This is a genomic window from Mycobacterium sp. P2_H7, from assembly GCF_056403275.1.
Genome location: NZ_JBFUFU010000013.1, coordinates 117,832 through 140,281, shown reverse-complemented (window position 1 = coordinate 140,281; position 22,450 = coordinate 117,832). Strand labels below are relative to the sequence as shown.

Below are 22,450 nucleotides of genomic sequence, written 5' to 3'. Positions count from 1 at the left end.
CGTCAGATCCCCGCCTTTTCTTGGGTGCGGAGCTCCGCGGCGTGCAGCGTGGGCAGGGGGAAGACCAATTGCCCACCCCATGCGCCGATGTAGGCCAACTGCTGCTCCAGTTCGCGCTCCAGGTTCCAGGGCAGCACCAGCACCACATCCGGCTGGTCCCTGTCGATCTGCGCGGGATCGACGATCGGGATACGCGTCCCCGGCGTGAACAGACCCTGTTTGTAGGGGTTTCGGTCCACCGTGTACTCGAGCAGGTCGGTTCGGATGCCGCAGTAGTTGAGCAGGGTGTTGCCCTTGGCGGGCGCCCCGTACCCGACGACGCGCTTGCCCTGCGCGCGGCAATCCAGCAGGTACCTCAGCAGGTCCTGCCGGATGGCTTCGGTCCGCGGCCGCAGGCTCAGGTAGCCCTCGGCATGGTGCAGGCCGGCCTCTTCTTCGATGCGCAACACTTCGGCCACCCCGTCACTCGGCGGCTGGGCGCAGCCCTCCGGCCGAGCCCACAGTCGCAGCGAACCCCCATGTGTCGGAATAAGTTCGACGTCGACCAGGGCCAGTCCTGCGGTGGCGAGGGCACGCATCGCCGACAACACCGTGTAGTACTGGAAGTGCTCGTGGTAGATCGTGTCGAACTGCCCGAGTGCCACCAGATTCAGGGCATGGTGCACCTCGATGGTCAGCCAGCCCTCGTCACTCATCAGCCCGCGCAAGGAGCGGGTGAACCCCAGCAGATCAGGGATGTGCGCGTAGACATTGTTGGCCACCACCAGATCGGCAGGGCCGTGCTCCGCGCGGACGGCGGCGGCCACTTCCTCGTCGAGGAAGTCGGTTCGGGTGGGCACTCCCGATTCACGCGCTGCCGCACCGACATTGACCGAGGGTTCGATGCCCAGGCACGGGATGCCGGTGCTCACCATGTTGCGCAGCAGATAGCCGTCGTTGCTCGCGACCTCGACCACGAACGAGTCCGCACCCAGGTTCAGGCGTTCGGTGGCCTGCTCGACATACTGCTTGGCATGCTCCAACCAGGAGTCGGAGAAGGACGAGAAGTACGCGTACTCCGTGAAGGTCTCCTCGGACGTGATGAGGGCCGGGATCTGCAGCAGCAGGCACGACTCACACAGCCGCAGGTGCAGCGGGACGGTGTGCTCGGCGGAATCGAGCTGATCCTCGCGCAGGAAACTCTGCGAGGGCGGGCTCGCACCGAGGTCGAGGACGCTGAGAAGATTGTCGGAATCACATAGACGGCAACGCATTTTGGATACTGCTCCTTGAGGTCGGGACAATGATGCAGAGGCGAGGTGGAGGTGCGAACGGTGCCTCGATGCGCGATCACGGCCCCGTACCCGGCTGGGCGCTAGTCGGGGACGTCGCTCCAGGTCTTCCAGGGAGCCTTGTCGCTCTCCCACAGATCGTTGAGGTAGATCTTGTCCCAGAGGGTGTCCATTCCCCGCCAGAAACCGTCGTGCTGGTAGGCCGTCAGCTCGCCGTTCTTCGCGAGCTTCTGCAGCGGCTCCTGCTCGAAAACCGTTTCATCACCGTCGATGTAGTCGAGCAGTTCGGGCTGGGCGACGAAGAAGCCGCCGCTCACCCACCCACCTTCCTCGGTGGGCTTCTCGCTGAAGTTCGCGCGGTCGGATTCGAACTGCAGCTTGCCGTAGCGCGCCGGCGGCTGGACGGCGGTGACTGTCGCGGTGGCCCCCGACACCCGGTGATGTTCGATCACCTTCCGGATGTCGAGATCGGTCACGCCGTCGCCGTAGGTGAAGGAGAACGGCTCGTCGCCGATGTACTTCCTGGCACGCAACAGGCGACCACCGGTCATGGTGCTCTCCCCCGTGTCCAGCAGGGTGACGGTCCAGGGCTCGGTCTTGGACTGCAGCGTCTGGATCGTGTCGGTGGCCAGATTGATCTTCAGGTCCGACATGTGCAGGAAGTAGTTGACGAAGTATTCCTTGATCATGTAGCCCCGATAGCCAAGCAGCACAACGAAATCGGTGATTCCGGCGTTGGCGTAGATCTTCATGATGTGCCACAGGATGGGCTTGCCGCCGATCTCGACCATCGGCTTCGGACGACTGTCCGACTCTTCGCTGATACGTGTGCCTCGGCCGCCGGCGAGGATGACGGCCTTCATCGCGCCGCACCGTGGACCAGCGCGGGTGCCGCGGTACGCGTCCCACGGTTGGCGATCGCCTCGAGCACCCGCCCGGAGCGATGCCCCTTCAGCACGGTCCGCAGCACCCTGGTGCCGTCCCGGATGGCGCGCAGGTTCGATTTTCCGTACCGACGTGGGAGTTCCAGGCTCGGCACCTCGGCGATCCGGAGTCCCGCCTGCATGGCGCGCACGGTCATCTCCGCCTCGATCTCGAAGCCGGTCGCCGACAGTTCCAGCAGGTCCAGGTAGCGCCGGTTGAACGCGCAGAACCCGTAGCAGAGGTCGGTCAGATCAGCGTCGTACACCGAGTTGAACACCAGGAGCAGGAAGCGGTTACCGAGCCGGCGGAACGGGGTGATGTCCAGCGATCCGCCGCCACCGACGAATCGCGATCCCTTGACGAAATCGTAACCGTTGCTGAGGAAGTGGATGTAGTGCCGGATCTCCTGGGGCGCCATGCTGCCGTCGGCATCCATCATGACGATGAGATCACTCTGGGCGGCGAGGAAACCGGTTCGCAGTGCGCTTCCCTTACCCGGGCCCACCTGCTGCACGACGCGGATGTCCGGGCGGTACGTGCGGGCGGTGATCAGGGTCGAGTCGGTGGATTCGCCGTCGACCAGGATGATCTCGTCGACATCGTCGGCAATCTGTTCGAGCACCCAGGCGATGTTGCGACCCTCGTTGCGGACCGGGATGACCAAGCTGACGCTCGGTTTCGGACGCGTGACGTGGCCTCCGTTCACGGCAGCCAGTTCGGTCATGTTCGATCTCCCATCCTGCGACGCGGTGTTCGCAGTTTCGTGTGATTGGTAAGGCGACGGAGGCCATGGCGCCTCCGGAGAGCAGGGTTGAGTAAGCCCTTCCGGATGGATGCTTCCGAGAGAGCAAACGATGTTTGATTTGCGAAACGGTGGTTACGGCGACGCTGCCGGAAGTGATGGACGGGAACGTAGCACGCAAATCTCACGCAAGACAAGAGATGCAGCAAATAAGCGACGGGCCGTGTCATCCATCCGGACGACAAACTGTTGCCGATGGATTAACGGAACTTTTCGAAAGGTCCCTACCGGCAACGTAGCTGGTCAAAGCCACATATTGACGAGGCGGGCTGTATGTGACTGCGGTACAAACCTCGGTCGGACGTTGCCGATGACTCTCGGTTTCAGCTCGCTCGTCGTCAATATGGCAAATTTACGTCCTCGTTAGCAAAGATTCGTTCACAGCTTCGTGGCAAATGCTGATTGAGTCACTACAAAGCGTGTCAGCAAACCCATATAGAGCTCCCACTAGGGCTGATCTTGATTCAGCAAGGCTCGCTCGAAAGGATCTGCGAATGCGGCAAACGTGACTGTGCGTCCGCTGTGGGCATGGCGCTAATCCCTGATTGATCCGGCGTGGTGGTCGCGGCAACACACGATTCTGTGCTACGTCGGGTACCGCGCAGCCCTCGCCAGGGTCCCGCCATCGGCCCCGCCGCCCCTATTCGGGTAGGTCGATAGCCTCGACCGCCACATCTCGGCGAATGCCGGGGTCTACTCCCCGATGGTGCTCAGCGCGCGGTCATTTCGCGACGAATGCGTTCAGCGCCTCGGTCAATTGGGGTGAGAGCGGGTCCTTTTTCGCGTAGTTGGCGACATTGTCGCTCGCATCGTCGCGCAGCACATGGTTGACACCCTTGAGGGGGACGACCGTCAACGCCGTGTGCTTGAGGGCCGCGATCAGCGGCTGCTCGTCCTCGCAGCGGGCCTGGTTGTCGGCGTCCGAGCAGGTGAGCAGGACCTGTGTCCCACCGGGGACCTTGCCTGCCAACACAATCGGGTCGATGGCGTCGGCCTCCACGACGGCGTTGACGTTCTTGGCATTCAGGATCGCCGACAACCCCTCCGGCAGTTTCTCCGGCGCCGTGTGCTGCGTCCGCGCCTGGGCCACCGCCGCATTCCAGGCCGCGACCACCGCGTCGGCCTGCGCCTGCGTCTTGGCTCCCGAGCTGACCGCGGCCGCCACATCGGCGTGCACACGCCCGGTGATGATGTCCAGGTATCGGCCCGACAACGGCTGGAACAGACCGAGTGCGTGGATCTTCGGTGCGTCCGGCGCGGTGTCCGACGCGAGATTCATCGCGTGAATGGTGCCCTCGCCCAACGCATATACCGACAGCCGCGCGGCGTCGACGCCTGGCCGGCCGGCCAGGAACCGGATGGCCGCCCGAGCGCCGGTCGTGTAGATGGCACTGCCGACATCGGCCGGATGGTCCTTGTACTTACCCAATCCCGTCTTGCCGGTGCCGACCTTGTCGTAGCGCAGCGTCGCGACGCCATGATCGGACAGGTACTCCGCCAGCTGCCGCATGTTGCCGACCGGGCCGGCGACGGCGTTGTCCCCGTTGCGGTCGGTCTGGCCGCTCTCGGAGATCAGCAGGGCCGCGGGGCCCGATCCGTTCTGGTGGCGGAAGGTGCCGTGGATCGTGAGCCCGTCGGCGTCGAAGCTGACGTCCTCGTCCACCCAGCCTTTCGGCTCAGAGGTGCAGGCCGAACAACCGAGAATCAGCAGCAGTGCGGCCGCGAGCAGCAGCAGCCGTCTCACAACCGGGTCTCGATCCAGGTGGTCACGTCGTCGAGCACGAGTGCACGCTCGGGTTCGTTGAACACCTCGTGGTACAGCTCCGGATATACCTTCAGGTTGACGTCGGTGGACGCCACACATTCGACGAGGCGCTCGCTGCCGGCGACCGGGATCAGCTTGTCCTGTCCGCCGTGCACCACCAACAACGGGGCGGTCAGTGCGGACGCGCGTTGCGGCATGGTCTCGCCCACCCCGATCAGGGCCTTGGCGATCCCGGCGGGCAGCTTGCCGTGGTGCACCAGCGGGTCGGCCTCGTAGGCTGCCACCACCTGCGGATCCCGGGAGACGGCGTCGGCGGGCAGGTTCTCCACCGGCAGGCCGGGTAGCAGGCTGCCGAGCACCTTGGCGACCGCCGTCATCACCGGCGACACCGCGGCCTGGGCGTAGACCGCGGGACCGGACAGCACCATCGCCGCATAGTCGTCGGGGTGCTCCACGCCGTAGGAGAAAACGACTCCACCGCCCATGCTGTGCCCCAGCACGACCCTCTTGAGCTCGGGGTGCGCCGCCGTGGCCAGGCCGACGAGGTGATGGAAGTCCGCGGTGTATTCGGAGATGTCGCGCAGGAAGACCCGCTTGCCGCCGGACCGTCCGTGCCCGCGCAGGTCGAGGGCGTAGGTGATCAGCCCGGCCTCGCCGAACCGCTGCGCGACGTGGTCGTAGCGGCGGGCGTGCTCGGCGTACCCGTGGCAGAGGATGACGACGCCATTCGGATCCCTACCCGCCGGGTCTGATCCCCTAGTCGCTCCGCTCCCGCCCGCCGTGCCTGATCCCCCAGTCGCTCCGCTCCCGCCCGCCGTGTCTGATCCCCTAGTCGCTCCGCTCCCGCCCGCCGTGTCTGATCCCCTAGTCGCTCCGCTCCCGCCCGCCGGGGGGGTCCAGACGTCATAGACGATGCGGGTGCCCCCGACACCGTCGAAGCTGCGTTCACTGCGCGTGGTGGCCACCGGACGAGCGTAACGAAGAGGTGACTTGTCGGTACCGGTGCGTAAGCTCATGACCGTGAGCGTCCTCACAGAGATCACAGGCCATTCCGCGAAGGCGGACTCCCCTGACGCGTTCCTCGCGGATGCGCAGCAGTACCGGCGCGAGCTCTTGGCGCACTGCTACCGGATGACCGGTTCGGTGCACGACGCCGAGGATCTCGTGCAGGAGACGTTCCTGCGGGCATGGAAGTCCTACAGCGGTTTCGAGGGCAAGTCCTCGGCCCGCACGTGGCTCTACCGCATCGCCACCAACACCTGCCTGACGGCCATCGAGAGCAAGCAGCGGCGCCCGCTGCCGTCGGGCCTGGGCACCGACAGCTCGGACCCGACCACCGAGATCCTCGAGCATCACGAGGTCCCATGGCTGGAGCCGTTGCCCGACACCGCCGAGGTGGTGGAGTCCAAGGAGTCGGTGCGGCTGGCTTTCGTCGCCGCGCTACAGCACCTGTCGCCGCGGCAACGGGCGGTGCTGGTGCTGCGCGATGTATTGCAATGGCGCGCAGCCGAAGTCGCCGACGCGATCGGCAGCTCCACTGCCGCGGTGAACAGTCTGCTGCAACGGGCCCGCGCCCAACTCGACGAGGTCGGCCCCAGCGCGGACAACACGCTGTCGGCTCCGGAATCCCCCGAGGCCCAGGAACAGCTCGGCCACTACATCGCGGCGTTCGAGGCCTACGACATCGACAAGCTGGTCACGCTGTTCACCCAGGAAGCCATCTGGGAGATGCCCCCGTTCGACACCTGGTACCGCGGTCCGGAGGCCATCGGCCTGCTCTCCAAACACAAATGCCCCGCCGAGTTTCCCGGCGACATGCGATTCATCGCCACCAGCGCCAACGGTCAGCCCGCGGCGGCGATGTACCTTCGCAACCCGCAGACCGACGTGCACGAGGCCTTCCAGTTGCACGTCCTGGATGTCACGCCCGACGGCATCTCGCACGTGGTGGCGTTCATGGAGCCGCGACTGTTCGCGACGTTCGGGCTACCCGAACGGCTCTAACCCCGCGACGCCGCCTGCAGCGCGGCGATGTCGAACTTGCCGTGGGTGGACAGCACCGCGCTCATCAATCGGGCATTGGCCGCGTCGTCGCCCTCGATGAGCAGGTCGTAGTACTCGCTCGGGGTGATCTGCCAAGACAGGCCGTACTTGTCCTTGAGCCACCCGCAGGGCTGCTCGGAACCGCCGTCGACGAGTGCTGCCCACAACCGGTCCAGCTCGTCCTGGCCACTGACCCGCACCTCGAGCGAGACGGCCTCGGAGAACTGGAACTGCGGGCCCCCGTTGATCCCGACGAACCGCTGGCCGGCGAGTTCGAACTCGACCACCACCGGAACGTCCTGCGGTGACGGCGAGTCGGGGTGGGAGTCGATGGTGGTCACGATTCGGCCGTTGCCGCCGAAAGCCGCGATGTAATGTGCGGCGGCTTCCTCGGCCTGCCGGTCGAACCAGAGATTGGGCACGATCTGAGCGTTGATCTGAGTCATGCAAGGTAGACCGGCGGGCGCCCCGGGAATCATCGACCGCCTACCTGAACGATTCAGTGAAGCTGCCATAGCTGCACCTCACAAGGTCGCTGGCCGCAAATCTAGAACCTGTTCTATGATCGCAGTCCATGAAGACCAAGGGCGCCCTGCTGTGGGAACTCAATGCACCGTTCACCATCGACGAGATCGATCTCGGTGACCCCGTCGCCGACGAGGTCCAGATCCGGATACATGCCGCGGGCATGTGCCACTCCGACTACCACCTGACCACTGGCGCCACCCCGATCGGCCTGCCCGCACTCGGCGGCCATGAAGGTGCCGGCGTCGTCACCAAGGTCGGCAAGAACGTTACCGGGATCGAGGAGGGCGACCACGTCATCCTCGCGTTCATCCCGGCGTGCGGGGTGTGCCCGCCGTGCCTGAAGGGCTTCCGGTCGCTGTGTGACCGCGGCGCCCTGCTGCTCGGCGGCAAGGCCATCGCCGACGGCACGTCGCGCGTGCACGCCGGCGGCCGCGAGGTGTCCCCGATGAACCTGCTGGGCACCTTCGCGCCGTATATGACGGTGCACAAGGACTCGGTCGTCAAAATCGACAAGGACATCCCGTTCGAGACGGCCGCGATCATGGGGTGCGCGGTGCCGACGGGATTCGGCTCGGCCACCAACGTCGCCGAGGTGAAGCCAGGCGAGACCGTCATCGTCGTCGGGGTGGGCGGCATCGGGATGAGCGCCCTGCAGGGCGCGGTGATCTCGGGCGCCAAGCACGTCATCGCCATCGACCCGAACGAGTGGAAGCGCGAGCAGGCCATCAAGTTCGGCGCCACGCACGTGTACCCGTCCATGGCCGAGGCGATCGCGCCCGTCATCGACACCACCTACGGCCTGATGGCCGACAAGGTCATCATCGCCGTCGGCGACATGAAGGGCGAGTACATCGAAGAGGCGATGATCCTGACCGCCAAGACCGGCACGTGCGTCGTGACCGGGATGGGCTCGATGCTCGACGCCGACGTCAAGCTGAACCTGTTCCTGTTCACCATGCTGCAGAAGACGTTGAAGGGCAACATCTTCGGTGGCGGCAGCAGCCACGTCGAGACTCCCCGGCTGACCGCGCTGTACAAGTCCGGGCTGCTCAACATCGACGACATGATCACCCGCACCTACAAGCTGGAAGACATCAACACCGGCTACCAGGACATGTTGGACGGCAACAACATTCGCGGCGTCGTCACCTTCGACGAATCGGACTGGTAACCCGCCGAGCATAAAGGCCCCCGCTGCACAGCGGGGGCCTTTCGCTTGGGCGCTGCTACTTCGGTGGCATCCGGATGCCACCGTCGACGCGGACGACCTCGGCGTTCATGTAGGAGTTGGTGATCAGTTCGATCACCATCGAGGCGAGCTCGTCGGGCTTACCGAGGCGGTGCGGGAAGAGCACCGACTCACCGAGCTTGGCCTTGAACGCCTCGGAGGCTTCGCCCTCGCCGTAGATGGGGGTGTCGATCAGGCCGGGGGCGACGGTGTTCACCCGGATGCCGACGGCCGACAGGTCGCGGGCGACCGGCAGGGTCAGGCCCACGACGCCGCCCTTGGACGACGAGTACGCGGCCTGGCCGATCTGGCCGTCGAATGCCGCAACGCTGGTGAGGTTGACGATCGCGCCGCGCTCACCGGTGTCGGTCAGCTCGTTGCGGCTCATCGCGGTGGCCGCCAGGCGGATCGCGTCGAAGGTGCCGACCAGGTTGATCGCGAGCACCTTCTTGTAGGCGTCCAGGTTGTGCGCCGAGTCGAACTGGCCGTCCTTGCCGATGGTGCGCTGGGCCCAGCCGATACCGGCCGAGTTCACCAGGGCGCGCAGCGGGCCGAGGTCGGTGGCCGTGTTCACGGCGTCGGCGATCTGGTCGGTGTTGGTGACGTCGACGGTGACGAAGACGCCACCGATCTCGTGCGCCAGTTCCTGGCCGCGCTCGGCGTTCAGGTCGGCGACGACAACCCTGGCGCCCTTGGCGGCCAGCTGACGTGCGGCGGCGGCTCCGATACCCGATGCGCCACCGGTGACGATTGCACTAGCTCCATTGATATCCACGAGCGCAGAATATCCCCTATCCACCGGTCGGTAGGGCGGATACCCCGTCCGGCACTTCCAGTTCACCTCGACGGCGTAGCGTGCCGCGGAGTTTTGCCAAGGTAGAGGAGTGACCGCAGTGACTGACGCGAGCGATACGCTTCGGGCCGACTACGACGAGACGCCGTACGTCTCGAATTCGTTCCCCCAGTCGGCGCCGGGGACGCTGGCCGCCGTTGCGCACCTGTTCGGGCTGCAGCCGCCAGCCGTCGCCACCGCCCGCGTGCTCGAAATCGGCTGTGCCGCAGGCGGAAACATCCTGCCGTTCGCCGCGACGCATCCCGACGCCGAGGTCGTGGGCATCGACCTCTCGGAGGTGCAGATCGAGCAGGGGCGGGCGCGGGTCCACGCGCTGGGCCTGCAGAACATGCAGTTGATCGCCGCCGACCTGGCGAAGGTGGATCTGTCCGGGCTGGGCCGGTTCGACTACGTCATCGCCCACGGTGTGTACAGCTGGGTGCCCGAGGACGTGGCCGAGGCCCTGCTGGCCACCATCCAGGCGACACTGTCACCGCACGGCGTCGCCTACATCAGCTACAACTGCTACCCGGGCTGGAAGGCCAAGGAGATCGTGCGCGACGCCATGATGTTGGCGAGCGGGGGCAGCCAGACACCCGGCGAGAAGGTGCAGCAGGCCCGCGGCATCGCCGATTTCCTGGAGGAGGTGTCTCCGGCGGGTGGTGTGATGGCCAGCGTGCTGGCCGAATGGCGGGCCTCCGATGACGGCTTCGGCGATTCCTACCTGCTGCACGACGAGCTGGAGGCGTTCAACACCCCGCGCTATTTCTACGAGGTGCTGGCCCGGACGAACGCGCACGGCCTGGCGTTTCTGGGCGAGGCCCGGCCGGAGGTGATGATTCCGGCGAACCACGGACCGAAGGTGGCCGAGTACCTGGCCGCGCACTGCGGCAACGCCCAGGTCCTGGTGGAGCAGTACCTGGACTTCGTCACCAACCGGACATTCCGGCAGTCTCTGTTCGTGCACGCCGACCGCGCGCCGCAGATCAACTACGACCCCGGTGCCGAGCGCTTCCGCCGGCTGCACCTGGCAGCCTCCGTGCCTGCGCTGGACGGACCGACCCGGCTGGACAATTCCCGCCAGGAATTTCAGCAGGCCGACGGTGCCACCTTGTTCACCAACGCCCCGGCCATCAAGGCGGCGCTGGACGCCCTCACCGCACGCTGGCCCTGGACGTTGTCCCACGACGAGCTGGTGGCCGACGTGAGTGCGCGACTGGTCGCCGCCGGGACCCAACCCAGCGCCGACCTGCCCGCCCATCTCGACGATCTGACGAGTGTGCTGGTGATGCAGGGCCAGGCGCATTACCAACTGGACGCGGTACTGCCGGAGCCGGTGGGCACACCGCTGAAGATCGACGAATCAACAAGGAGGGTGGCCGAATTGACCGCCCGGGACGACGACGCGTCGACGTTCAACCGCTGGCACGAGACGGTGTCGCTGGACAGCCTGGACCGCCACCTCGTCCCGCTGCTCGACGGCAGCCGGGACGACGAGCAGTTGGTCGAGGCGCTGCTCTCCGCCGGTGCGGGAACTCGGGACGAGCTCACCGAACACGTGCGCACGATGCGGGAACGGCTCTCAGGGCTCAAGCTGGTGCGGCTGAACTGATCACCCGAGCCGCTGCACCGCACGGGCCAGCCACCGCCCCACGGCGGCGGTCTGCGCGGCGTTCATATCGTCGAACAACACCGCCTGCACCAGCGCCACATGCCCCGGCGCCGCGGCGGTCAGCGCCGCCCGGCCCGCTGCGGTGATCTCGACCGTCACCACGCGGCGGTCGCCGTCGGTGCCGTGACGGGCCACCAGATCGCGGTCGGTCATCCGGCGCAACTGGTGTGAGACCCGGCTCTGCTCCCAGCCCAGCCGCTCCCCGAGCTCGTTCATCGCGCAGCCGGGCCGTTCCTCGAGAGCGACGAGCACCTCGTAGTCGGACAGCGACAGCCCGCAATCGGCCTGCAGTTGCCGGTTCATGGCGGCCTCCAGTCGGGCACTCATCGTCAGGTAGTCACGCCAGATCCGCTGTCGGTCGTCGGTCAGCCACATGGAATACATGACACATCATCTATGTTGTGGTGTCCAGTACCGGCACCTAGGCTGGCATCGAATCGCAAGGAGAACCCGATGAGCAGTACCGCAACCATCGACATCCGCCGCGCCGGCGACCGGGCGGCCACCAAGATCTCGTGGCTGGACTCCAAGCACTCCTTCTCGTTCAGCGACCACTACGACCCCGCCAACACCCACCACGGCCTGCTGCTGGTCAACAACGACGACATCGTCACGCCGGGTGCCGGTTTTGACACCCACCCGCACCGCGACATGGAGATCGTGACGTGGGTGCTGCGCGGCTCCCTGGTACACCAGGACTCGACCGGGCACTCGGGCGTCATCTATCCCGGTCTGGCGCAACGCATGTCGGCCGGCCGGGGCATCATGCACTCCGAGAAGAACGACTCATGGACGTTGACCGGCGATGAAAACCATTCCGAGCCCGTACATTTCGTGCAGATGTGGGTGGTCCCGGATGAATCGGGTATCACCCCGGGCTACCAGCAGCTGGAGATCGACGACGAACTGCTCCGCGGAGGGCTGGTCACCGTCGCCTCGGGCATGCCCGAGCACCGCGGCGAGACCGCCATCAGCATCCAAAACCGCTTCGCCGCGATGCACGTGGCGCGGCTGCAGCCGGGCGATTCCGTCGAACTGCCCCAGGCGCCGTACCTGCACCTGTTCGTGCCCCAAGGCGACGTCGTCCTGGAGGGCGCCGGCCCGCTGGCCGAAGGGGACGCCGTCCGACTCACCGCCACCGGTGGTCAACGGCTGACAGCCACCACCGCTGCCGAGGTCCTGGTGTGGGAAATGCATGCAGGCCTGGCTGCCTGACCGCCTTCTCGCCGGCAGCATCACCACGGTGATGCTGCTGGCCGGTTGCGCGACAGACAGCACCCCGGCACCGCAAACCCCGGTACCGGTCACCCCCGCAGCGCCCGCCGCGAAGCCCGCCGGTCTCGTGCCTGTGACGGTGGACGTCCCAGAGGGTCTGAACCAACGGCCCTTCGACACCGCCCGCCAGGCCCTGGTGCCGCCGGGGTGGACCCTGTCGGTGTGGGCCAGATTGCCCAAGGCCAGGCTGGCGGTGTGGGCGCCGGACGGGCGGCTGCTGGTCTCGCTGCCGAGCACCGGCCAGGTGATGACCGTACGACCGGAACAAAACACACCCCTGCTCGAAGGGCTCGACCAACCGCACGGCCTGGCCTTCGCCGGCGCCACCCTGCTGGTCGCCGAGAGCGACCGGATCACCTCCTACGACTACCGCGACGGCACCGCCACCAATCCCCGGCCGATCGCTACCGGGCTGCCCGACGCCCGCAGCCCCGACCTACGCGGCGCGTACTCCCACGCGCTCAAGAGTGTCACGACCGGACCCGATGGGGCCGTGTACTTTTCGATCGGATCCACCGGGAACATCTCGGCTGGGGACCGCACGGCCGAACCACCGCGCGCCACCGTGATGCGGGTTCCACCCGGCGGCGGCCCTGCGGAGCCGTTCGCGACCGGGGTCCGTAACGGCACCGGTCTGGCCACCGGGCCCGACGGATCCATCTGGACTGCGATCAACAATCGCGACAACATCGCCGACCCGGCCACCGGCCAGGTGCGCCCCGAGTACGTCGCCGAGAACCCGCCCGAGGCCGTCGCCCGGCTGACCGCGGGCCGCGAGCTCGGGTGGCCGTACTGCCATCCCGTCGGCGGTCCTTCCGACGCCCCGTTCATCCGCGACGTCCAGACCAATCCCGACGGGCAGGCACTCGACTGCGCGGCGCTGCCGCCCGCCGAACAGACCATCGGCGCCCACTCCGCGCCACTGGGCATGAGTTTCACCGATGGCGCGTTGCCCGCCCCGTATACGTCCGGCGCACTGCTGGGCGTGCACGGCTCCTGGAACCGGCAACCACCCCGCGCCCCCGAGGTGTCCTTCCTGCCGTGGCAGAACGGATCGTTGGGACCCGCACAGACCCTCCTCGGTGGCTTCCAGTCCGCCGACGGATCCCGTTGGGGCCGGCCGGTTTCCGCGATCGTCGGTCCTGACGGCGCGGTGTACGTCACCGACGACTACGCCGACGCGGTGTACCGGCTGGCGCGACCAGGCCTCCGCTAGGCGCAATTGTCTTGTGGCAGAAGCGTTATCCTGCCGTGACGAAAGTTGACAGTGTGTCCGCTGTGACTATCCTGAGCATCTCGTGGAAGTTTGCCAGGAAGGACCGCAGTGCTGAGCTCCACCCGGTTTCTCCTGCGCATTGGCGCCGGTATCGCCGCCGCCGCGGTCGCCGCGGCGCTTGCCACAGCGGCGGGATCTCCGGTTGCGCACGCCGCCGACGGACGCACCCTGCTAGCGAACGCGATCGCCAACACCCGCGGCTCGTACCTGGTGTACAACTTCGGCGGCGGTTTTCCCGCACCGCTGCTCAATGCCGCAGGCAACTGGTATGAGATGGGCGGCGGCGGGCACCTGATGATCATCAAGGGCGCGTCGACGCGCTTGGCGCCCCGACTGCTCGTCGACTCCCACAACGGCTATCAGTCCCGGTGCGAGCGCACACCCGGCGCCCGCACCGCCGAAGGCCTGCCGCAAGCCTCCGAGATCTACACGCCCATCGCGGCGTGGCAGGCACTCGGCCGGCCCACGATCGCGATCAACGCGAACTTCTTCGACATTCGAGGGCAGCGCAGTGGCTCGTGGAAGACCACTGGGTGCAGTTCCCCGCTCGGGGCCTACGTCGACAACACCCGCGGCCAAGGCAAAGCCAATGCCGCGGTGACCGGCACCATTGCCTACGCGGGCAAGCAGGGGCTCTCCGGCGGCAACGAGATCTGGACCCCGCTGTCGACGATGATCCTGCCGGTCTCCGGCGCTCCTTTCGTCGTAAATCCCAGGGCTGCCGATGATTTCGATGCTGCGACGCCCGTCATCACCGATCTGATGAACCGAGGCACCCGCTTCGTCGCGGTCAGCGGGCTGGGGTTGCTCGCCCCTGGCGACACCGGTCAGATGAACGACCCCGGTCCGTCCGCGGCGCGCACCGCGCTCGCCTACGCGCGCGCCCGCGACGAGATGTACGTCTTCCAGGGCGGCAGCTACACCCCCGACCAGATCCAGGATCTGTTCCGGGGGTTGGGCAGTGACACCGCGATCCTGCTCGACGGCGGCGGGTCCTCGAGCATCGTGTTGCGCCGGGACACCGGGGGCATGTGGGCCGGCGCCGGTGTGCCCAGGGGTTCGTGTGACACCCGTGAGGTGTTGTGCGACTCCCGTGAGCGCGCGCTACCCAGCTGGCTCGCGTTCGGCTGAAACCCGCTGCCTCAGGCGGCTTCCCCGGCCGACGCGGCAGATGTGCCTTCCGATGCCGCCGACGCGGACTCGGCCGTCTTCTTTTTCTTCTTCGGGGCGAGCGCGTGCGTGACCTCGTTGACGGCGGTGGTCAGCGGATCGTGCTTCTTGGCCTTCGGCTTCGGATTCTTCTGCGGCGCAGGGGTTCCCGCCTTGGCCGTATCGTCGTCCTTCTTGACGTCCTCTTTCTTGACGTCGTCCTTCTTGACCGTGTCGTCGTCCTTCTTGACGTCGTCAGCCTTGACGGTGTCGTCGGACTTCTTCGGGTCCTCCGCGGCCACGTCCGCGGCGTCCTCGTCATCCGGCAGCGCGTGCTTGGCCGGGGTGCCGGAATCCTCCGGAACCGGAGCGTCTTGCGGTGCAGCGTGTTTACCGGTGGGAACAGCCTCTTTCTCGGACGTCGCGTCCTTGTTGTCCCCGGCTTTGGTGACCTTGTCGGCGCCGGCCGCGGACACCGTCAGCGTGCGCGCATTCGCCGCAGGTAGCGCGTTGGCCGCGGACAGCCCGTCGGTGACCGCGTCCGTGGTGGCCGCGGTGAGCCCCTTGAGCAGCGAGCCGCTGGTCAGCTCTTTGACCAGATGCACCAGATTGTTGATCAGGTTCGGCGTGGCCGTCGGGTGGCCGCTGAAGAACTCCTTATGGATGCCCTTCACCAGCGAGTTGAGGACGTCGTTGAGCACCCGCGCCGGGTTGACATGCGGGAAGGACATGAACGGCGTCGGCGTACCCGCGTCGTCGAGTGTCCGGGTGTAGGTGCCGTCCGGGTTGCGCACCACGTCGGTGTAACCGAGGTTCACCAGACTGGTCAGGGCCGGCGCGAGAGCGTTGGCCAGCCGGACCGGAATCTGGCCCAGGGTCCCGAAACTCACCGCGTTGAGCACGTCGCCGGTGAGGTACAGCGGCTCCAGCAGCGGCAGCGTCTTGGTCGGCAAGGTCAGATACAGGTTGACCGCCAACGGATCTCCGGATTGGAGGTTGCCGAGGATGTCGCCGACTCCGGACCTGATCTGATCGATGGTGCCGTCCACATCCAGCCCGCGGACGATATAGCTGGCGCCGATGGTCCCGGCGATCAGGTTGTTCAGCAGGGTGACCGGATTGGGCCAGGCGGCGAAGTCGGAGAACGGCTGGTACTCGACCGTGGCGTCGACCTTCACCGGGATCAGATTGGCACCGCCGATGGACAATCCGGTGCGCAGCAACGGTGTTCCGCCACTGTGGGTGGCAGCGGTCTCGGGGGTGATCACGTCGATGCCGAGCAGGTCGGCCAGCGGGTAGAACCGGGACAGCAGACCACCGTTGGCGCGGCCCATGTTGTTCAGCAGCACCAGCGGAAGAACGGTGAAGCTACCCACGATCGGGTGGCTGGTGGCGTTCACGCCACCAGGCTGGTGGGACAGGTCGGCCAGCACCTTGTCGTAGGCCGCCCCGGCGGCGAACGCACCCAGACCCAGACCTGCCACGATCGGCACGCGCAGGTTGACGACCGACGGATTCGGGATGTCGATACCGAAGATCTCGGCCAGCTCCGCGACGCTGTCCAAGGCGTTGTGCAGCACCGTGACGAGCCCTCCGACCACCGGCACGCCCGCTGCCGCATCGAGCACGTTGTCGACCAGACCCTCCGCCGAGATGTCGAAGTACGGCGTCGAGTTGATCCGGTCGAACACCGCGTTCGGGGTGCCCGGCGTCCAGCCCAGGTCCAGGCCGATCGCCTTGAGTAGCGCGAATGTCGGTCCCGGGGTGACGATCCTGATGAAGTCCGGGATCTGCAGGCTGGTCAGGATGCCGTCGAGGTCGATGCCGACCAGTTTGAGGACGTGGTTGAGTGAGGCGACACCGGACGCGTCGGTGATGTTCAGTCCGTGCAGCAGTCCGATGAGCGCGTTGGCAATCGGGGCCAGCAGGTCGGTGTGTCCGATCACGGGCAGGTTGACCGGGAGGGTCAGCGCCTTGTGCACGATCGTGCCGAGATCGATCTTCACCGCGTCCAGCACCGGATCGAGCAGATTCTCCGGGATCAGATTCAGCAGCGCATTCAGATCGACCGACGGCTGCCCGAGCAGATGCGGCAGACTGAACGCATTGAGGAGCGTCTCCGACAGGTTCCCGGCGACGTTCTGTCCGGTGTTGTACACCGAATTACCCAGGCCGCCAGTGACATCCGGCAGGACGCCGGGCTGCGGGAACAGGCTGGTCGATCCGGCGAGGTTCATCGGCTGGTCTTGGACCAGCCGCAGGTCCGGACGATGCTGGACCGGCTGCGGGGCGGCGGCGCCCACGGTCAGTGCCGTGACCGTCATGGTCGCCGCACTTACCACCGCTATCCGTTTGGTTCGTTTCCCGACCACGCGATGCTTACCCGACATGCGCACACGCCTTCCCCCACTGCCCCCCAGCTGACGCACAGGACCGTAACACCTGATTCACACAACGAGACCTGTCTTTGCGCAGTTAACTTTCGCCCGCGTCGAAGGCTTGTGCGCGTGAGCTTTTGATCAAGGTTGGCGCATGACCATCCGCAGTATCCGGTCCCGCAAAGCGGCCGGGATATTGGTGAGCAATGCGACCTGAGCCTTGGGACCCACCCCCACGACATAGCGTGACCGGGGCCGCCGTGAGGTCAGCGCGGTGTGCACGACGCCGGCCACCGTGTCGGGCGCCACCGCCAACCGCTGCGAAATCGGTACCGACTTGCGCATTCCAGCAACGTGGCGGGAATACAGTTCGCGCTGTTGCGGAGTTAGCTGTGCTTCGACATCGGCGACCATGGCGTCGGCCGTGCGCCACATATCGGTATCGGTCTGCGCGGGCTCCACCAACACCACCCGTATCTGCCACGGCGCCAACTCCATCCGCAGCGCGTCGGCGGCGGCCTCCAGCGCGAACTTCGAGGCCGAGTACGCACCGGTGAGTGGTGTGGCGAGCCGGCCGTTGACGCTGGAGATGAACACCACCCGGCCGCGCGACTCCCGCAGCCGCGGTAGCACCGCCCTGGTGACCGCGAGCTGGCCGATCACATTGACGGCCAGTTGCTTTCGCCACCCTTCGGTGTCGACGGTCTCCATCGGCCCGGCGACCACGATGCCGGCGTTGTTGACCACCGCGTCCAACCGGGCCGGCAGCACCGCGTCCAGGGCCGCGAGCTGGTTCTCCTCGGTGACGTCGAGGATGATGCCCGTGATCCGGTCGTGGACGGCGCCGACGGCGGCGGCATCGGCCGCCGATCGCACGCCCGCGAAGACGTCCCAGCCGCCCCGGGCGAGTTCCTCGGCGATGGTCCGCCCGATACCGCGTCCGGCGCCAGTGACGAGCACTGCGGGCATGCGCTACAGCCTCGGCGTCAGATCCAGCGATGTCACCGGTGTCATCTCGGTGATCAGCCACGCCGAGTCCCGGCGTTGCAGGGTCAGCCGGTAGGACAGGTACCGCAGCGACGGGATGTTCTTGGTGACCGGACTGGTCGCCACCGAGTTCGTGTAGACCAGCGCGGTGGCCTGCGCCGGGCCGATCGACTCGATGGCAGCGCCGAGCACCTGGGTGCTGTTGGACACCTGCGCCTGCTTGTTGGGCGCCACGATCGCGTCGATGTACTGGCGGTACTGGGCGGCGAAGTCACCGGCGAGATATTTCTCGGCCCGGTCAGGCAGCGACTCCATGTCCTCGGGGGTATACGTCCACAGCGTGGTGATGGCACTGGTTGCGGTACGGGCGATCTCGACCTTGGTGTGCACCAGCGCGCGGTCGGACAGATACTGCTGTGCCGTGGCGCCCGCGAAGGCCCCGGCGGCGACGAACAACACCGCGGCGACCGCCGCCGCGATCTTGAGCGGCCGGCCCGCCGTCCGATGCGGGACCAGAACGGGTTCCACCGCAGGCTCCGCATCCGACCCATCCGCGACAACCTCCGGATCGGCGTCGACATCCGGGGCGGCCGGCGCTACTCGCGCCGCCTTTCCCGTCGGCTGAACCTCGGCCTGGCCCGTGTCGGACCCGGTGGTCAGATCACCTGAATCAGTCGGCTGATCTTCCACTGGCGTCCTTCCTGAATTGTCGTTGCCAACCAACGGCTTCCGGTCTCGATGGTCTGCTTGCCGTCCGGCGTCTTACTCGTCGTCATGGTAGCCACCAGGACATCGGCGCTGCCGTCGTCGTTCCAGCGTTGCACGCCGGCGGCCAGCACCGCCCCCGTGGTCGGTTCCAGCCGGGCGACCTGGATGACGATCTCGTTCTGCTTCTCCGTGAATGCCTTCACGAACTCGCCGGTGGCCTGGGCCTTGATCCGGTCCGCATAGTCGTTGGCGTGGAACGGGTCCATGGTCGTGTACACCGTCATGAAGTCCCGCACGTACGTCAGCGCGGATGCGTCCCTGACCTCGGTCCGCCGGTCCGACTCGTGGGCCATCACCATCACCGTGCACAACCCGATGACCGCGGCCAGCAGCACCGCACAGAGTCCGCCGACCACCGGAAGACCCCACCGTTTCGGTGGATTGTCCACTGCTACAAAGAACTCGGGCTCTTCAGGATCGATCTGACGACGCGGGCTCATCGGGGAGCACCACCCGGCGTGGGTCGGGTGATCACCGTCAGGTTGCGCACCCGCCACTGTCCACCCGATTTGTCGAAGTCCACCTGCACCGTCGCGGTGATGACCCGCAGGGTCTTCGGATCGGCCCCGCGCTGACCCTGCATGGCCATCAGCATGGTGGCGGTGTCCGTGCCGACCTGCGTCACCGCACTGTTCACCGTCCAGTACTCGTTGGCGACGATGGGCGCCTTACGCACCGAATCCTGTTGGGCCACAAGTTGTGGGCGATACGCGTCGGTCGCCAGCGCCTGCGCCTTGGTGAAGTCGTCGTTCAGGGTTTGCGGGGAGTAGCTGAGCATCTGCTCGACGATTCGCGGGCCCTGCGTGGAGATCTCCGACCTGGCCTCGTCGATCGCACGGTCCTGCCGGTACACCGCGCCGTAGCCCAGTCCCGCTGCCGCACAACACAGCAGCACGGTCGCCACCAGTCCCAGCGCCACGGGTCGGCGCAGGTCGCGCTCGGGCGCCTCCACTCGATGGACCTCGGTGCGCAGCAACAGATCCGCGAAGGTGCGCGCCCGCCGGTCCCACAGCGGCCACAGCCAGCCGAGCAGCACCGCGGCGGTGTCGAGCAGGTGGGCGATGTCGCGCCCGATCAACCGGACGCTGCCCGCCGGCTGACCGGCGCGGGTGACCACCCGGATGCCGGTGACGGCGCGCCCCAGGGTCCAGCCCGTCCACGCCGGCAGCAGCCAGCGGTTCACCAGCACCGCCAGCGTGACGGCGGCGCCCAGCACGGCGAACACCCACCACTGCCAGCTCATCCACGGCGAGATCCAGGCCAGCATCGCCATCACGGCCACCACGGCGGATCCGAAGATCACGTCGATGGCCAGCGCCCCCGCCCGGCTGCCCCATGACGCCACCGGCGCCGGCGGGGCCGGTTCGGTGATGGTGGCTGCTTCGTCCCCGTTCACGTCGAGCACGGCCGTCACGTCGTGACCTGGACGAGGTCGGCGATCTTGTACGTGCCCTCGTCCCGCTGCATCGTCACCCGCAACCGATAACCCTGCTCCTGGTCGGCGGACTGCGAATTGGTGACCTTGGTGCGCACCGCCACCAGGATGTCCACCGAGCCGTCGTCATTGTGGCGCTCGACGGCGGCCCGCAGATCCGACACCGCAACCTTCACGTTGGCGGCCTGATAGGCCTCGACCATCATCCCGCTGAAGAAACCAGCCTGCGCCCCGAAGTCACCCGTCGAACACGCGACGATCTTGGCCTGGCTGGCACCCATCGATGCGGTGTCCGGGGCCTGCGTCGCGGTCACACAGTCCTTGGCGGCCTGCAGGGCGACCGCGTCGTCGCGCCCGATCTGGGCGCTCCGCGCATTGGCCTGCACGGCCAGGTAGCCCACGACAGCCAGCCCGGCAGTGAGCACGAGCAGACCTGCACAGATCGCGGCCACCCAGCCGGTACCGAGGCGTTCAGGCCTGGCCGAGCCGTCCTGGATCGCCGGATCGGGATCCTCGGAAAATTCCACTATGGGGTCTTCGACAGATTTTTCGCTGGGGGTGGGGTTCAGCCGGCTGGTGCCAGCATCTCCTTCCATCCGCTATCTCCTGGCTTCATCGAGTTGTTGACGGTGTACGGGACGCCGTCTGGTCCGACCACCTCACCGCTGGACGGGCTGTACACCGCGGACGGACCTGCTGCCGGAGTGTAGATGCAGGGGTTGGGTTGCTGTCCACTGCAGCTGACGGTGCCCTGGCCGGGCGGGGTGAGCGGGTCACTGGTGGGGGCGAACACCTGCGGTGGCGGCAGCTGACTGGCCCCCATCGGGTTGAGCCCGTTGTTGATCGACGGCGCCGGGATCACCATGCCCGGCTTCACCGGGTGGGTGCAACGGGCCGCCGGGGCGGGGCAGTCCACGACCTGCTCCGGGTCGCCGTACCACGGGTTGGTGCCCAGCGGGACGTACGGCTTGTTGTCGCGGCATTCCGCCGGGGTGGCGGCGCGCTTGCCCGGGACGTCGGCGCACGGGTAGTTACGTGCGCCTCGGACCGCGTTCGGCGCGTCCTTGGGGATCTTGCAGTAGAGCCCCGACGGAATCGGATCGGTGGTGGTGTCGGCCGGGGAGCGCCACTGCGAGGCGGGCAGGAACCCGGTCAGACAGGGCGGGGGCGAGTTGATCCCGAGGCCGAAGTGCAGCAGACCGTTCGGCGCGAAGATCGTCGCGGTCTGGGCGATGGCAGCACCCTGAGGCAGCACCACCAGCACCTGCTCGACGTTCTTGTTGTACCGCTTGAGCATGTCGATGACGACCTCGAGGTTCGCCAGCGTCTGCGGCAGCGCGTCCCGCACATCGCTGAACACCGCGTTGAGCTGATCGGCCGTCGGGGCCGCCTGCTGCAGGCCGCTGCGCAGCGCACCGTCCTGCTCGGCGGTCTGGCTGGTGATGGTGTTCAGGTTGGCCGCCCACTGGGAGATGGCGTCCCCGGAGTTCACCTGGCTGTCGATGATCGGCCCCGAGTGCTCGACGATGTCGTTCACCGAAGGCAGATTCTCTTTGAAGTCACCGGCCAGTGCCTGCGTGGAATCGACCAACCGTTGCAGTGACGGGCCAAGTCCACCAACGGCTTTCGCCGTCTCGTCGAGCAGCTGACCGATCTTCTCCTTGGGCAGCGCGGAAAGACCTGCCTCGGCGGCATCCAGGGCTGGACCGACCTCGGCAGGCACCGTCCCCTTCGTGATGGTCTGACCCGTACTGAAGTACTTGCCCTCGTCCTTCTCGGACACGATGTCGAGGAACTGCTCACCGACCGCGGACACCGAATGCACATTGGCGGACGCGTCGAGCGGCACCTTGGAGCCGTTGTCGATGTCCATGGTCACCCGGGCGCCCTTCGGCGTCGGCTGCACATCGCGCACCTTGCCGATCGTGGTGCCGCGGTAGGTGACGTTCGCCGTCTCGTACAGACCGGCCGAGTTCGGCAGATCGGCGTAGAGGCGGTACATCCCGATGCCGGCGGCGGTGGGCAAGCGCAGATAGAACAGCGACAGCACCACCAGTCCGACGATCGTCAGGAGCGCGAAGGCGAGCAGCTGCATCTTGATGAATCTGGTCAGCAAC

21 protein-coding genes are annotated in these 22,450 nt (G+C 66.8%); 6 read left to right on the top strand and 15 right to left on the bottom strand.

Annotated elements, in window-relative coordinates; genetic code table 11:
• Positions 1 to 2 precede the first annotated feature (2 nt).
• The 5 genes from AC1DY7_RS21145 to AC1DY7_RS21125 all read right to left on the bottom strand — a co-directional run bounded on the left by AC1DY7_RS21145 (position 3) and on the right by AC1DY7_RS21125 (position 5,727).
• Positions 3 to 1,253, bottom strand: a complete 1,251-nt coding sequence (locus AC1DY7_RS21145; RefSeq protein WP_477495672.1) for a methyltransferase domain-containing protein — start codon at positions 1,251 to 1,253, stop codon at positions 3 to 5.
• A 101-nt stretch (positions 1,254 to 1,354) separates the two neighbouring features.
• A complete protein-coding gene (gene rfbF, locus AC1DY7_RS21140) occupies positions 1,355 to 2,134 on the bottom strand; it encodes a glucose-1-phosphate cytidylyltransferase (protein WP_477495671.1) in 780 nt (259 codons plus the stop codon).
• A complete protein-coding gene (locus AC1DY7_RS21135; RefSeq protein WP_477495670.1) occupies positions 2,131 to 2,919 on the bottom strand; it encodes a glycosyltransferase family 2 protein in 789 nt (262 codons plus the stop codon). Before AC1DY7_RS21135 ends, rfbF begins: the two co-directional genes overlap by 4 nt.
• Before the next feature lie 799 nt (positions 2,920 to 3,718).
• Entirely contained in the window at positions 3,719 to 4,732 is a 1,014-nt protein-coding gene (locus tag AC1DY7_RS21130; protein WP_477495733.1) for an alpha/beta hydrolase family protein, read from the bottom strand.
• A gap of 5 nt (positions 4,733 to 4,737) precedes the next feature.
• Positions 4,738 to 5,727: a lysophospholipase gene (locus AC1DY7_RS21125; protein ID WP_477495669.1), complete on the bottom strand. Its 990-nt coding sequence runs from the start codon at positions 5,725 to 5,727 to the stop codon at positions 4,738 to 4,740.
• Between the two features lie 49 nt (positions 5,728 to 5,776).
• On the opposite strand from AC1DY7_RS21125, the gene AC1DY7_RS21120 reads away from it, so the two are divergent.
• On the top strand, positions 5,777 to 6,766 hold the full coding sequence (locus tag AC1DY7_RS21120; RefSeq protein WP_477495732.1) for a sigma-70 family RNA polymerase sigma factor: 990 nt from the start codon (positions 5,777 to 5,779) through the stop codon (positions 6,764 to 6,766).
• On the opposite strand, the gene AC1DY7_RS21115 is transcribed toward AC1DY7_RS21120, so the two are convergent.
• Positions 6,763 to 7,251 (bottom strand): VOC family protein, encoded by a 489-nt coding sequence (locus AC1DY7_RS21115; protein ID WP_477495668.1) that lies wholly within the window; start codon positions 7,249 to 7,251, stop codon positions 6,763 to 6,765. The genes AC1DY7_RS21120 and AC1DY7_RS21115 overlap by 4 nt on opposite strands.
• A 128-nt stretch (positions 7,252 to 7,379) precedes the next feature.
• Between AC1DY7_RS21115 and AC1DY7_RS21110 the strand changes: the two genes are divergently transcribed.
• Entirely contained in the window at positions 7,380 to 8,504 is a 1,125-nt protein-coding gene (locus AC1DY7_RS21110) for an NDMA-dependent alcohol dehydrogenase (protein WP_477495667.1), read from the top strand.
• A gap of 55 nt (positions 8,505 to 8,559) precedes the next feature.
• On the opposite strand, the gene AC1DY7_RS21105 is transcribed toward AC1DY7_RS21110, so the two are convergent.
• Entirely contained in the window at positions 8,560 to 9,336 is a 777-nt protein-coding gene (locus tag AC1DY7_RS21105; protein WP_477495666.1) for an SDR family NAD(P)-dependent oxidoreductase, read from the bottom strand.
• Between the two features lie 109 nt (positions 9,337 to 9,445).
• On the opposite strand from AC1DY7_RS21105, the gene AC1DY7_RS21100 reads away from it, so the two are divergent.
• Entirely contained in the window at positions 9,446 to 11,005 is a 1,560-nt protein-coding gene (locus AC1DY7_RS21100) for a class I SAM-dependent methyltransferase (RefSeq protein ID WP_477495665.1), read from the top strand.
• Here the strand turns inward: AC1DY7_RS21100 and AC1DY7_RS21095 are convergent, their stop codons facing one another.
• Positions 11,006 to 11,449, bottom strand: coding sequence for a MarR family winged helix-turn-helix transcriptional regulator (locus AC1DY7_RS21095; RefSeq protein ID WP_477495664.1), 444 nt, complete (start codon positions 11,447 to 11,449; stop codon positions 11,006 to 11,008).
• 69 nt (positions 11,450 to 11,518) lie between these two features.
• On the opposite strand from AC1DY7_RS21095, the gene AC1DY7_RS21090 reads away from it, so the two are divergent.
• The 3 genes from AC1DY7_RS21090 to AC1DY7_RS21080 all read left to right on the top strand — a co-directional run bounded on the left by AC1DY7_RS21090 (position 11,519) and on the right by AC1DY7_RS21080 (position 14,747).
• The gene (locus tag AC1DY7_RS21090; RefSeq protein ID WP_477495663.1) at positions 11,519 to 12,280 is read left to right on the top strand and encodes a pirin family protein; all 762 of its coding nucleotides are present in this window, start codon (positions 11,519 to 11,521) and stop codon (positions 12,278 to 12,280) included.
• Entirely contained in the window at positions 12,261 to 13,556 is a 1,296-nt protein-coding gene (locus AC1DY7_RS21085) for a PQQ-dependent sugar dehydrogenase (RefSeq protein ID WP_477495662.1), read from the top strand. Before AC1DY7_RS21090 ends, AC1DY7_RS21085 begins: the two co-directional genes overlap by 20 nt.
• A gap of 111 nt (positions 13,557 to 13,667) precedes the next feature.
• A complete protein-coding gene (locus AC1DY7_RS21080) occupies positions 13,668 to 14,747 on the top strand; it encodes a phosphodiester glycosidase family protein (RefSeq protein ID WP_477495731.1) in 1,080 nt (359 codons plus the stop codon).
• Positions 14,748 to 14,758: 11 nt separating this feature from the next.
• Here the strand turns inward: AC1DY7_RS21080 and AC1DY7_RS21075 are convergent, their stop codons facing one another.
• From AC1DY7_RS21075 to AC1DY7_RS21045, 7 genes are all read right to left on the bottom strand, one after another.
• On the bottom strand, positions 14,759 to 17,089 hold the full coding sequence (locus AC1DY7_RS21075) for a hypothetical protein (RefSeq protein ID WP_477495661.1): 2,331 nt from the start codon (positions 17,087 to 17,089) through the stop codon (positions 14,759 to 14,761).
• A 195-nt stretch (positions 17,090 to 17,284) separates the two neighbouring features.
• A complete protein-coding gene (locus AC1DY7_RS21070) occupies positions 17,285 to 18,112 on the bottom strand; it encodes an SDR family NAD(P)-dependent oxidoreductase (protein ID WP_477495660.1) in 828 nt (275 codons plus the stop codon).
• A 3-nt stretch (positions 18,113 to 18,115) separates the two neighbouring features.
• On the bottom strand, positions 18,116 to 18,820 hold the full coding sequence (locus AC1DY7_RS21065) for a mammalian cell entry protein (RefSeq protein WP_477495659.1): 705 nt from the start codon (positions 18,818 to 18,820) through the stop codon (positions 18,116 to 18,118).
• On the bottom strand, positions 18,787 to 19,338 hold the full coding sequence (locus AC1DY7_RS21060) for a mammalian cell entry protein (protein ID WP_477495658.1): 552 nt from the start codon (positions 19,336 to 19,338) through the stop codon (positions 18,787 to 18,789). The genes AC1DY7_RS21065 and AC1DY7_RS21060 overlap by 34 nt, the downstream gene beginning before the upstream one ends.
• Positions 19,335 to 20,312 carry an RDD family protein gene (locus tag AC1DY7_RS21055; RefSeq protein WP_477495657.1) on the bottom strand — a complete coding sequence of 326 codons (978 nt, stop codon included), beginning with the start codon at positions 20,310 to 20,312 and terminating at the stop codon, positions 19,335 to 19,337. The genes AC1DY7_RS21060 and AC1DY7_RS21055 overlap by 4 nt, the downstream gene beginning before the upstream one ends.
• The gene (locus AC1DY7_RS21050) at positions 20,309 to 20,929 is read right to left on the bottom strand and encodes a hypothetical protein (protein ID WP_477495656.1); all 621 of its coding nucleotides are present in this window, start codon (positions 20,927 to 20,929) and stop codon (positions 20,309 to 20,311) included. The genes AC1DY7_RS21055 and AC1DY7_RS21050 overlap by 4 nt, the downstream gene beginning before the upstream one ends.
• Positions 20,899 to 22,449 (bottom strand): MCE family protein, encoded by a 1,551-nt coding sequence (locus tag AC1DY7_RS21045; RefSeq protein ID WP_477495730.1) that lies wholly within the window; start codon positions 22,447 to 22,449, stop codon positions 20,899 to 20,901. The genes AC1DY7_RS21050 and AC1DY7_RS21045 overlap by 31 nt, the downstream gene beginning before the upstream one ends.
• Position 22,450: the final 1 nt, after the last annotated feature.

Coding starts and splice junctions, on each gene's coding strand:
- AC1DY7_RS21145 (WP_477495672.1), bottom strand. CDS start 1,253: ATGCGTTGCCGTCTATGTGATTCCGACAATCTTCTCAGCGTCCTCGAC.
- rfbF (WP_477495671.1), bottom strand. CDS start 2,134: ATGAAGGCCGTCATCCTCGCCGGCGGCCGAGGCACACGTATCAGCGAA.
- AC1DY7_RS21135 (WP_477495670.1), bottom strand. CDS start 2,919: ATGACCGAACTGGCTGCCGTGAACGGAGGCCACGTCACGCGTCCGAAA.
- AC1DY7_RS21120 (WP_477495732.1), top strand. CDS start 5,777: ATGACCGTGAGCGTCCTCACAGAGATCACAGGCCATTCCGCGAAGGCG.
- AC1DY7_RS21115 (WP_477495668.1), bottom strand. CDS start 7,251: ATGACTCAGATCAACGCTCAGATCGTGCCCAATCTCTGGTTCGACCGG.
- AC1DY7_RS21110 (WP_477495667.1), top strand. CDS start 7,380: ATGAAGACCAAGGGCGCCCTGCTGTGGGAACTCAATGCACCGTTCACC.
- AC1DY7_RS21095 (WP_477495664.1), bottom strand. CDS start 11,449: ATGTATTCCATGTGGCTGACCGACGACCGACAGCGGATCTGGCGTGAC.
- AC1DY7_RS21090 (WP_477495663.1), top strand. CDS start 11,519: ATGAGCAGTACCGCAACCATCGACATCCGCCGCGCCGGCGACCGGGCG.
- AC1DY7_RS21085 (WP_477495662.1), top strand. CDS start 12,261: ATGCAGGCCTGGCTGCCTGACCGCCTTCTCGCCGGCAGCATCACCACG.
- AC1DY7_RS21075 (WP_477495661.1), bottom strand. CDS start 17,089: ATGACGGTCACGGCACTGACCGTGGGCGCCGCCGCCCCGCAGCCGGTC.
- AC1DY7_RS21070 (WP_477495660.1), bottom strand. CDS start 18,112: ATGCCCGCAGTGCTCGTCACTGGCGCCGGACGCGGTATCGGGCGGACC.
- AC1DY7_RS21060 (WP_477495658.1), bottom strand. CDS start 19,338: ATGAGCCCGCGTCGTCAGATCGATCCTGAAGAGCCCGAGTTCTTTGTA.
- AC1DY7_RS21050 (WP_477495656.1), bottom strand. CDS start 20,929: ATGGAAGGAGATGCTGGCACCAGCCGGCTGAACCCCACCCCCAGCGAA.